This is a genomic window from Microcoleus sp. FACHB-SPT15 (assembly GCF_014849525.1).
Lineage (GTDB): Bacteria > Cyanobacteriota > Cyanobacteriia > Cyanobacteriales > Coleofasciculaceae > Symplocastrum > Symplocastrum torsivum.
The window spans coordinates 52,011-62,897 of record NZ_JACJNU010000017.1; the positions used below are offsets into that span (position 1 = coordinate 52,011).

A 10,887-nucleotide genomic window follows, 5' to 3' on the forward strand; every position below is an offset into this window, starting at 1 on the left:
AGGTATCTAGATATATCTTGGCTGGTCTTTTAAAAAATGTAAAGTAAAGTAAACTGTCTTTATTAAGTCTTTGAAAAAAACGACTAGATACTTAAGTAGAGTACGGGCACTTGGCGATCGCTTCTACAACCCCAAGTGCCTGATTAGCATCAGAGGTTTTGATGAATGTACTCTAGAATGCCATTTGCGATCGCCTGAGCCATTTGGTTCTGAATCAGCAGGGATGATGTATCAGGCAACTGCGCTGTTTGTTCCGGACTCGGTAACTGTACCGTCCATTGAGTAGGAGAGATTCCCCGGAACTTTACTTGTTGGGGATCGATTGTATAGCCAGGGTTTAATTCAACTACCAAGCGAGTCGTTTGTTCGTCAAATTGCCCCACTCGCACAGAACGGATTGCCCCGCCCACTGGCTGCTCGATTTTTGGGCGTCCCAGGCTGATACCAGGCAAATCAATCACTAAACGAGTGGGATTAACAATTAGCTGTGCTTTAGGTTGAACCCCCTGGTCTGTCGTAAAGCTTAGCCGATTCTGATCAGCGTCAAAACGCCAAGTTAGCAGTCTCGCCGCTTCAGCAGGAGATAAAAACAGAAAAAAGCCCAAAAAACTGGGTAATAACCACTGCAGTCTCACAGTCAAACTTCCTCAAACTAGGCTAATGTTACGCAATCAATCGCTTGATGCAGGAATTTTAGATTGTCCCACACCTGTTGCACCTTAGCGTTTGCAGCGTATGGCATAACAAGGTGCCTCTAACTAGTACAGGAACTGAAATGAAGCTCAATTATCTAAAATCTCAACAGGATTAGCCTTCAATCGGAAAAATTTCTCATTTTTTTGAACTGAGACATAGCGATCGCCTACTTAACGTGGTGATACTACAGAATTTATAAAGATAACAATGCCCTAGAACCTTGTAAAATTCATCAAAATGGACTAGCTTGCTACCCCACCTCGCTACGGTACATAGAAAATGGCAAGGTCGCCCCTGCTCAAAGCTCTACGTCAAGCCTATAGAATTACTCAGATTTCAAGAAAAAGTGGTATTCCTCCAACCGAGGTAATTAGTCGTCTTAATGAAAAACTCTCTCGTCGCCGCCTGTTACAAGGTGGTTTAGCTTTAGCGGGAGCTGCTGCTGCTACGACATTTAGGCGGGATAACCAAACTGCTGTTGCTCAATCGGGAGCCTCTCCAGTCCTAGTAGTGGGTGCAGGCATTGCTGGACTAACGGCTGCCTATCGCCTGAAACAAGCTGGTGTTCCTGTAGATATCATTGAAGCCAGAAAGCAGGTGGGTGGTCGGATTCGGAGTTTACCCAAAGCGGCTGGCACCCAGATTACCGCAGAACTGGGGGGAGAATTCATTGATACAGACCATACTTGCTTGCGAGGGCTAGCTGAGGAACTTGGCTTTAATATCGTTGACCTGCTAGCGGCTGAGCAGGGGTTGATACAAGAAACGTACTTCTTTGGAGGACGCAAAGTTCCCATCGAGGAAATTATCAATGACTTTGCGCCTGTTGCTGAACAAATTGATGCCGATTTAGTAGCGATTGAGAATTTTGAGAGCTACGCAACACCTGATCCAGCTACTGCCGCTTTAGATAATCTCTCAATTACAGAGTATTTAGAGCGTATCCCGACTACCGCGACCATGCGGCAAATAATCCAGGTTGCTTATACGGGAGAGTATGGTCGAGAGGCAGAAGAACAGTCCTGTCTGAATCTCATCTATTTAATCGGCACTGAATCTGGTGAATTTGAGATCTACGGAACCAGTGATGAGCGTTACTACATTGCTGGCGGTAATGACCAAGTTCCCCGTCGATTAGGGGAGTTATTAGCAAATTCTCTTAGAACCGAAACCGTTTTAGAGTCACTTAGCCACAGTCCTGATGGTCGCTACCAGGTCGCATTACGTTCAGGAGGTAGTACTAGCGATCGCACGTATGAACGAATCTTGCTTACCTTGCCCTTTAGTGTGCTACGCTCAATTCCGCTCAATGTGGCTTTACCGCCAGCGAAAAGATTAGCCATTGACACGTTAGGCTATGGCACCAACACCAAATTGATAACTGGCTATACCGAAAAAGTTTGGCGCAGCCGCTATAGTTCCACTGCCAACGTCTATACAGACTTAGGGTTTCAAAATACTTGGGAGACTAGTCAGAGTCGCTTTACCCCTGGAAACGGCTTAATTACTAACTTCACTGGAGGACAGCAAGGTATAACCCTCGGAACAGCAACGCCAGAGTTTCATGTTCAAAGACTAATGCCGCAACTAGAACAAATTTTCTCTGGCATTAGTGCCACCCAGTTGCAGGGTAAAGCTGTACGAGCGTATTGGCCAGGAGAGCTATACAGTCGTGGCTCATACTCCTGTTATTTAGTAGGGCAATGGACACAGATGTACGGCGTAGAAGGTGAGCGCGTGGGCAATCTATTTTTTGCTGGTGAACACTGCTCCCTAGAGTATCAAGGTTACATGGAAGGTGGCTGCGAAACGGGCGAAGCCGCTGCCGCAGAAATCTTGGAAGATTTAGGGCTACAAGCTCACGCTGTCCAACAGAAAACTAGACTTTTAAAAAATCGCCGTGCGCGTTTTAGCAAAAGCAAGCGGTTGCCAATTCAGCAATGGTAAGGAGACTTTAAGGTTGGTGGCAAAATGTCAAAACCTGTTTCATCTTTTCTGTTAAATTTTCCTTTTCTTCTACCAGCAATAGTATTGATTCCTTCTTTATCAGGGAGCGCCATCTCTCTCGCTATACCGATATCGGAGGTTGAGCTTCCCCTTTGTTATATGGAAACAGTTGATGGGAGAAGGATAGATCTAAAAGATTTATGTCCTTCAGGAACGGAAGATGTTAGCAGTGCTTGCACTTCAGGCGATGCTGAAATACCAATTACTAATGTGAGGTATAACGGCAACTCACTAAGAGGTCAAGTAACCAATCGAACTTGTAAAACAGTGAATCTTGTCAGAGTCAATTATCAAGTTATTGATGAGCAGGGTAATCAGATTGATAATGGATTTATCTATGCTCAACCCTCAACAGTTGCTCAGGGAAAAACAGCCTCATTTGGAGGGAGTATTTCAGCAGGTGCTGAGGTAAATATTACTCATGTCGAATGGAGTGATAGGTAAGTAGTAGAGGTTGAAAGAATGGGAGAAGGTCGTGAGTCATACTGGAGGATAACGTGAATACCTATAGAAAATTGGCGCTTGCGATCGCTGGATTAACCTTGAGCTTCGCTGCAATAGAACCTGACTCTGTACACGCAGCAGTAATCAATTATGACTTCCGTGTGGATATAACCACTGGTTCATTAGCCAACAATACCTATGAGGGTTCCTTCAACTACGATGACTCAACCTTAACAGGAATCGGAGTAGAGGCAGTTGGAGTCACAGAGGGATTGTTCATCCTCTTTGATTTTTTCGGTGAAACCTATACTCAAACTGATGAGTTGAGTTTCCCTAATTTCCCTATAGCTGTGTTCAATAATGGTAATTTAGTAGGATTGAACTATCTAGTTGCTGATTTTGATAATTCTCTTGATGATTTTTCCGTTTTCTCTATTTTTGGTGATGACACCACTTTATTGAATGCTGGAAATCAGTTTAGCTATCAAGTTAATTCATTTGATTCCTTTGAAGGAAATGTGACGTATTCTTTAGATTCGCCTTCTACTTCGATTCCTGAGCCGGATGGCGTTCTTGGAGTGAGTTTGCTGGGTATTGCTTGGTTATTGAATAGAGCGATCGCATTCTCTCATCATGCCCAGATAACGCGGCTAAGGAGAAAGGCACCATTGATTTAGTAGCCGCTTTGAATGCACTTTGATACAAGATTTCAGATACTGATTGAACGACTCTTTGGTTTAAACCTCCAGTAAATATTTTCTTAATGGCAGAAATTGGCGAAATCCTTCAATCATTCCAACGCTTTGGTGTGCATTTGGGACTAGAGCGAATTACTAAACTTTTGGCAGATTTAGGCAATCCACACCATGCAGTTCCAGTAATTCATGTAGCCGGGACAAATGGCAAAGGTTCTGTTTGTGCTTACCTCTCTGCTGTGCTAACTGAGGCAGGTTATCGAGTTGGACGTTATACTTCCCCGCATTTAATTGATTGGAATGAGCGAATTTGTCTGAATGAACAGCCAATTTCAACTGACGCTTTGCGAGAATTCCTGCTACGGGTTAAAGCGGCAATTCCAGAGGACTGTGACGATTCACCGACTCAGTTTGAAGTCATTACAGCAGCGGCTTGGTTGTATTTTCAACATCAGCAGGTTGATGTCGCTGTCGTGGAAGTGGGATTAGGGGGACGGCTGGATGCCACCAATGTATGCGATCGCCCTCTTGTCTCGATCATCACGTCCCTCAGTCGGGAACACTGGCAAAACCTTGGCCCTACCTTAGCTGATATTGCAAGAGAGAAAGCAGGCATCCTCAAAGCAGGTTGTCCAGCTGTCGTCGGGCAATTTCCAGCAGAAGCTGAGGCAGTTGTAAAGCAGCGAAGACAAGAATTAGAATGCCCTACGGTTTGGGTAAAATCAGCTAAGCGGATTCAAGAAGGTTGGGCAGAATATGAGGGTATTAAGTACCCGTTGCAACTACTGGGAGATATTCAGCTAAGTAATTCAGCACTTGCGATCGCTACCCTAAAAATCCTCCGTTCACAAGGATGGAAGATTTCAGACGATGTAATTGCCTCTGGGATGGCAAAAGCCACTTGGCAGGGACGCCTTCAGTGGACTCACTGGCGCAATCATCGCTTACTCATTGACGGGGCACACAATCCTGCTGCTGCCGTTGCCCTGCGTCAGTATGTTGATACTCTAAATACTCCAGTTACGTGGGTGATGGGCATTCTTTCGACTAAAGACCATGCTGACATCTTCGAGGCAATCCTACGCCCATGCGATCGCTTATACCTAGTGCCAGTACCCGACCACAGTTCAGCCGACCCAGATGCCCTCGCTATCGTCGCTAAAGATCGTTGCCCAGAACTACAGGATTGCCGCACTTTTCCTAACTTAGAGGCAGGGCTACAAGCTGCAACGAGTTCAAACTTGGCGGAACCCTCAAACCGTTTAATTGTCTTGTGCGGTTCCCTTTATCTTGTTGGTTATTTTTTGAAGCAAAATCGCTTGGATATTGGAAAAGATTCTATCGAGTCTGATGGATGAATGTATTGCTCAACACATAAACTCTTAAGCTAAATGCTCCAATTTTGTCGCAACATTCACATTTAGAGGACACTCACAATCGTCTCGCTGTAGCCACCGTTGCCCTACCTGATACAGACTTGCCATCACTGGCTGAAGGTCTTGTCCTTTTTCGGTTAGAGAATACTCAACACGAGGTGGAATTTCTGGAAAAACGTGGCGGGAAACTAAGCCATAAGCTTCTAATTCTCTCAATCTTATTGTGAGTGTTTTCGTGCTAATCCCTGGTAGAGCTTCGAGAAATTCATGGGTACGACGATTTCCTGTGAAAAGCTCTCGCAGAATCAGAAGTGCCCACTTACTACCAATGATGTCTAATGTAAACTGAATCGGGCATTTTACCTTCAAGCACTCACTCGTCTCCAGCATGAGATCACTCTAAATGCAGATGTTTACAATTTGTATTCTCAACTATCTTCCTATGAGTTCTAATCAGAAGTTGCTCATTAATTGGAGATTTAACTTTATCTTAAGGAAACACTCAGTGAAAGACTGTGCCTAAATTTTTTACTTCTGGTAACTATACGGTTGAGGAAGTAACTGACTTGTTAAGTAGAGCAGGGATTAGTAGGATGCAATTAGGAAAGATGTACAGCAATTAAAAGCTACATTCTTAACAGAATATTTGCTTTTTGCTAGAGAGGTTGCTGATGAACAGATTGCTTGTCGGTGTACTGGTAATGGAGGCGCTTTGCTAATAGCACATGGTTTTGTATCAGTCAAAAGGTCATTCATCATTTGTTGATTGTCACTGAATCCATAAACGACTCACTTAACTGCTTCACACATTGCACTTATTGAAAAAGGCAGAAATTCAGTATGACTCAAGCGATCGCACCTACCGTAGAAACAAAACCCCTTGCCGCAGAAGAATTACGCAAAATGAACGCCTACTGGCGTGCGGCTAACTACCTTTCCGTCGGGCAAATCTATCTACTTGACAATCCACTGCTGAAGGAACCACTGACGCTAGAACACGTTAAGCCTCGGCTACTCGGACATTGGGGTACGACTCCGGGGCTTAACTTCATCTACGTTCACTTCAACCGCATCATTAAAAAATACGATCTAAATTCCATCTACATTGCAGGGCCAGGACATGGCGGCCCAGGATTAGTCGCCAACACTTACCTGGAGGGTAGCTACAGCGAGTACTTCCCTCATATTTCCCAAGATGCTGAGGGGATGCAGAAGCTGTTTAAGCAGTTCTCCTTTCCGCGTGGAATTCCTAGCCACGTTGCCCCTGAAACTCCTGGCTCGATTCACGAAGGTGGCGAACTGGGTTATGCCGTTTCTCATGCTTACGGTGCTGCATTCGATAACCCTGATTTGGTAGTTTGTTGCGTTGTGGGAGACGGGGAAGCGGAAACTGGCCCACTCGCTACCGCTTGGCACTCGAATAAATTCCTCAACCCTGCCACTGATGGTGCTGTATTGCCTATCCTGCACCTGAATGGCTACAAGATTGCGAACCCGACAATTCTTTCGCGAATTAGCCATGAGGAATTGGAAAGCTTGTTTGTTGGCTACGGTTACAAGCCTTTCTTTGTAGAAGGCTCCGATCCCGAAGCGATGCACCAGTTGATGGCTCAAACGCTGGATACTGCCATTGAGGAAATCAAAGCAATTCAGCAGGATGCCCGCACCAACGGCTTTAGCAAGCGTCCTCAGTGGCCGATGATTATTTTGCGATCGCCTAAAGGTTGGACAGGCCCCAAGGAAGTGGATGGCAAGAAAACCGAGGGGTTTTGGCGATCGCATCAAGTTCCCTTCGCAGAACTCGCCAGCAAACCTGACCACATCACAATGCTCGAAGAGTGGATGAAGAGCTACAAGCCAGAAGAACTCTTCGATGAAACAGGTAAGCTGATTGATGAACTAGCCGAACTCGCTCCCAAGGGGCAGCGTCGCATGGGTGATAACCCCCACGCCAACGGAGGTGTCCTACTTCGAGGATTGAAGCTGCCTGATTTCCAAGATTATGCCGTCGATGTGACGAAGCCCGGTACAACGTATGCAGAAGCAACCCGCGTCTCCGGTAAATTCCTGCGGGATGTGATGAAGTTAAACCAGGAAAGCCGCAACTTCCGGATTGTCGGACCCGACGAAACTGCTTCTAACCGTTGGGGTGATGTGTTTGAAGCAACCGATCGCACCTGGATGGATGACACCTACTCCTACGACGATCACCTTTCTCCTGACGGTCGCGTGATGGAAATCCTCAGCGAACATACCTGTCAAGGATGGCTAGAAGGCTATTTACTCACAGGGCGTCATGGCTTCTTCTCGTGTTATGAGGCATTTATCCACCTCGTTGACTCGATGTTCAACCAACACGCCAAGTGGCTAGAGAGTTGCCGCCACATTCCCTGGCGTAGACCTATCGCCTCGCTCAATTACCTCCTGACTTCCCACGTCTGGCGGCAAGACCACAACGGTTTCAGCCACCAAGACCCAGGTTTTATTGACCATGTGGTGAACAAAAAGGCAAGTGTGATTCGGGTTTACCTACCACCCGATGCCAATACGCTGTTATCCGTGACCGACCACTGTTTGCGTAGCCGCCACTATGTCAACGTCATCGTTGCCGGAAAACAACCCGCGTTGCAGTACCTGGATATGGATTCTGCTGTCAAACACTGCACCGCAGGTGTCGGTATTTGGGAGTGGGCAAGCAACGACCAGGAAGGTGAACCTGATGTAGTCATGGTGTGTGCAGGCGATGTTCCTACTCTGGAAACTTTAGCTGCCGTTGACTTACTGCGCCAGCACTTCCCCCAGTTGAAGGTACGATTCGTAAACGTAGTAGACCTGATGAAACTCCAGCCGGAGACAGAACATCCTCATGGTCTAAACGATAAAGACTTTGACTCAATCTTTACACCTGATAAGCCCGTCATCTTTGCCTATCATGGCTACCCCTGGCTGATTCACCGCTTAACCTACCGCCGGACAAACCACCAGAACTTCCATGTGCGGGGTTACAAAGAAGAGGGAACGACAACCACGCCTTTTGATATGGTGGTGCGGAACGATATGGATCGCTTCCATCTAGTCATGGATGTGATTGATCGCGTGCCAGGGCTTCAGTATATCGGAGCGCACGTCAAACAGATGCTCCGCGATAAGCTCGTTGAACACGTCCATTACATCTCTCAGTATGGCGATGATCTGCCAGATGTTCGGGATTGGAAGTGGTCCCACTCTGGTGGCGCTCAACCTGAAACGCCCAGTGAAACTAAATCAACGGATGCTGCTGATGAAGGGGGAACTGTGCGATCGGGCGCTCCTGTTGAGAAGTAGAGTAAGCCTTTTCTAGTAGTAGTAGGGTGCGTTAATAACGCACCTTACAAAAGCATTAACTACGCCTAAAAGTAAAGCTTGAGAGAACCGTATCAAACACCTCTTTATTAAAGATAGTAGTGGGACGACCCTGTTCAAGATTAAACGGAGCCGAGACAGTAATCATGTATCTCCGGTCGGGAGTAAAGAAAGCAACACTTCTGTGGTATCCCAGAGCGTTAACCGTGTAAGAGACAGCGGTTTGGTTGGCAACTTTGGTGTTTTCAACCTTCTCGATTGTGGGGTCGTTTTGTCTAACCAGAGTAGCTACACTACGATTTCCAGGATTAACGGGTGTTGCATAGACAGAGATACCAGAAGGAAGCTCGGTAGGAGCTTTAGTCCTTATGTAGCACTGTGCCACTTCAAACGTTCCAGGGTCAAATATCAGTACTGTATTGCTACGAAATGCCATCGATCTGTAGTTCTGCGGGATGTTAAAGCGATAACCATAGCTATCATTACGAATGATTCTGGTTTGCTTTGCAGGAGGAACTTCTACAATTCTGGGGCAAACTTGAGCCTGTACAAGATTGGATGAAGCGAACAGAGTAACGCCTGTTAATGCGGTTCCTAGTAAGATAGTTTTAAGTTTCATCATTTACCTTCAAACGATATATCTACTCAGTTGAAAAAAAGATATTGAACTATAAGGAGCAGCACATTACTCACAGCTAAGCCAACTGCCTAGCCGATTGTTGATAGATTCCTTGATGCTCAATACTTATAGCGCGGCAAACTCAGGTTCTTGCCTCGCGATAATGAGATTGACGAAGTTGAGCAACAATTTGTTCACGGAGCTATCACAATGCAGCTTGTCCTGATGCTTGAAAGTGGAGCCTTAACCTGCTGCTCAATCTCTCTTTACAAGCGTTAGAAGAATTCAAGGGATTTTAATGAAAATCTTGGTGCTGAATGCGGGGTCAAGTAGCCAAAAGAGTTGCCTTTACCAGTTGGATGATTCTCTTCCGGATGCTTCCATAGCACCCCTTTGGGAGGCAAAAATCGACTGGACAGGGAAATCAGATGTAGCTGTTTTTGAGGTGAAAACCTCTCTAGGTGCGTCTTTGGAAGAAGAACGACCAGTGGATGAGCGACAAAAAGCGATCGCCTATATGCTCAATACCCTCTGGCGCGGTAGCACTCAGGTGATTACTCAACTGAGTGACATTGATATTGTTGGACATCGGATTGTTCACGGAGGACAAGAATACACTGAGGCAACACTCGTTACACCGGATGTGAAAGCCGCCATCCAACAGCTAGCAGAGCTTGCTCCCGCCCATAATCCAGTTAACCTAGAAGGAATTGAAGCGATTGAACAAATATTGGCACAAGTGCCGCAAGTGGCAGTATTTGATACAGCCTTCCACAGCCAATTGCCGCTCTCAACCGCCGTTTACCCTGGCCCTTATGCATGGTTTGAGCAAGGGATTCGCCGCTACGGATTTCACGGAATTAGCCATCAATATTGTGTACAACGAGCCGCTCAACTACTAGGTAAACCCTTAGACTCCCTCCGAATTATTAGCTGCCATTTAGGTAACGGTTGCTCTCTAGCCGCCGTCCGTAATGGTGTGTGTATCGACACGACAATGGGCTATACACCCTTAGAAGGGTTGATGATGGGTACTCGTTCTGGTTCAGTTGACCCCAGTATCCTGATTCACCTGATGCGGCAAGGTTACGATGCTGAGCAGTTGGACAATATCCTCAACAAGCAGTCTGGGTTAAAAGGACTTTCTGGCGTTAGTGGTGATATGCGCCAAATCAAGCAATCCATTGAAGAGGGAAACTCCCGCGCACAGCTAGCATTTGATGTGTATGTCCATCGCTTGCGATCGCATATTGGTGCAATGCTTGCTTCTCTTGGAGGCTTAGATGCTCTCATCTTCACTGGTGGCGTTGGGGAAAATTCTGCACCTGTACGCGCTGCTGCCGTTGAAGGCTTTGGATTTCTCGGACTAAAACTTGACCAAGCGAAAAATCAAGCCTCTCCTGTAGATGAAGATATAGCCGCAACCGACTCCACCATTCCTGTCGTGGTTATACATACCGAAGAAGATTGGGCGATCGCAAAGGAATGCTGGCAGTTGTTAAAGGAGCTTGCGGGATAATTTAAATTTAGTTACTTTGGTTGACAGTTAACCGTCAACTGTCAACTACTGATGGCTGATTGCTCGTATAAGAACACTAGTGCAGCGCGGCAGAAATAACCCACCAGTCTAGACGGTCTTTGCGTAGCCTTTGTACTTCCACTCAAATGGTTTAGCCAGGGTTCGGTTGAAATATTCAATAAATACCAA

The 10,887-nt window shown here is 46.1% G+C and carries 8 protein-coding genes and 1 pseudogene; 6 read left to right on the forward strand and 3 right to left on the reverse strand.

Annotated elements, in window-relative coordinates:
* Positions 1 to 254: 254 nt before the first annotated feature.
* A pseudogene (locus H6F98_RS06425) lies at positions 255 to 635 on the reverse strand (AMIN domain-containing protein); the annotation flags it as partial.
* A 340-nt stretch (positions 636 to 975) separates the two neighbouring features.
* Between H6F98_RS06425 and H6F98_RS06430 the strand changes: the two are divergent.
* The 4 genes from H6F98_RS06430 (at position 976) to H6F98_RS06445 (ending at position 5,200) form a co-directional block, all read left to right on the forward strand.
* Positions 976 to 2,643 carry an NAD(P)/FAD-dependent oxidoreductase gene (locus tag H6F98_RS06430; RefSeq protein WP_192217840.1) on the forward strand — a complete coding sequence of 556 codons (1,668 nt, stop codon included), beginning with the start codon at positions 976 to 978 and terminating at the stop codon, positions 2,641 to 2,643.
* 24 nt (positions 2,644 to 2,667) lie between these two features.
* On the forward strand, positions 2,668 to 3,147 hold the full coding sequence (locus H6F98_RS06435; RefSeq protein WP_192217841.1) for an FxLYD domain-containing protein: 480 nt from the start codon (positions 2,668 to 2,670) through the stop codon (positions 3,145 to 3,147).
* A 53-nt stretch (positions 3,148 to 3,200) separates the two neighbouring features.
* Entirely contained in the window at positions 3,201 to 3,824 is a 624-nt protein-coding gene (locus tag H6F98_RS06440; protein ID WP_192217842.1) for a PEP-CTERM sorting domain-containing protein, read from the forward strand.
* 86 nt (positions 3,825 to 3,910) lie between these two features.
* Entirely contained in the window at positions 3,911 to 5,200 is a 1,290-nt protein-coding gene (locus H6F98_RS06445) for a folylpolyglutamate synthase/dihydrofolate synthase family protein (protein WP_192217843.1), read from the forward strand.
* 24 nt (positions 5,201 to 5,224) lie between these two features.
* On the opposite strand, the gene H6F98_RS06450 is transcribed toward H6F98_RS06445, so the two are convergent.
* Entirely contained in the window at positions 5,225 to 5,608 is a 384-nt protein-coding gene (locus H6F98_RS06450) for a helix-turn-helix domain-containing protein (RefSeq protein ID WP_192217844.1), read from the reverse strand.
* A gap of 450 nt (positions 5,609 to 6,058) precedes the next feature.
* Between H6F98_RS06450 and H6F98_RS06455 the strand changes: the two genes are divergently transcribed.
* Positions 6,059 to 8,542, forward strand: a complete 2,484-nt coding sequence (locus H6F98_RS06455) for a phosphoketolase (protein WP_192217845.1) — start codon at positions 6,059 to 6,061, stop codon at positions 8,540 to 8,542.
* 55 nt (positions 8,543 to 8,597) lie between these two features.
* On the opposite strand, the gene H6F98_RS06460 is transcribed toward H6F98_RS06455, so the two are convergent.
* Complete coding sequence (locus H6F98_RS06460) at positions 8,598 to 9,182, reverse strand: hypothetical protein (protein ID WP_192217846.1); 585 nt, start codon at positions 9,180 to 9,182, stop codon at positions 8,598 to 8,600.
* A 295-nt stretch (positions 9,183 to 9,477) separates the two neighbouring features.
* On the opposite strand from H6F98_RS06460, the gene H6F98_RS06465 reads away from it, so the two are divergent.
* On the forward strand, positions 9,478 to 10,698 hold the full coding sequence (locus H6F98_RS06465; RefSeq protein WP_192217847.1) for an acetate kinase: 1,221 nt from the start codon (positions 9,478 to 9,480) through the stop codon (positions 10,696 to 10,698).
* The last annotated feature ends 189 nt before the right edge of the window (positions 10,699 to 10,887 follow it).

Excerpts from the sequence above, each read along its gene's own strand:
- H6F98_RS06430 (WP_192217840.1), top strand. The coding sequence starts at position 976 with ATGGCAAGGTCGCCCCTGCTCAAAGCTCTACGTCAAGCCTATAGAATT.
- H6F98_RS06435 (WP_192217841.1), top strand. The coding sequence starts at position 2,668 with ATGTCAAAACCTGTTTCATCTTTTCTGTTAAATTTTCCTTTTCTTCTA.
- H6F98_RS06445 (WP_192217843.1), top strand. The coding sequence starts at position 3,911 with ATGGCAGAAATTGGCGAAATCCTTCAATCATTCCAACGCTTTGGTGTG.
- H6F98_RS06450 (WP_192217844.1), bottom strand. The coding sequence starts at position 5,608 with ATGCTGGAGACGAGTGAGTGCTTGAAGGTAAAATGCCCGATTCAGTTT.
- H6F98_RS06455 (WP_192217845.1), top strand. The coding sequence starts at position 6,059 with ATGACTCAAGCGATCGCACCTACCGTAGAAACAAAACCCCTTGCCGCA.
- H6F98_RS06460 (WP_192217846.1), bottom strand. The coding sequence starts at position 9,182 with ATGATGAAACTTAAAACTATCTTACTAGGAACCGCATTAACAGGCGTT.
- H6F98_RS06465 (WP_192217847.1), top strand. The coding sequence starts at position 9,478 with ATGAAAATCTTGGTGCTGAATGCGGGGTCAAGTAGCCAAAAGAGTTGC.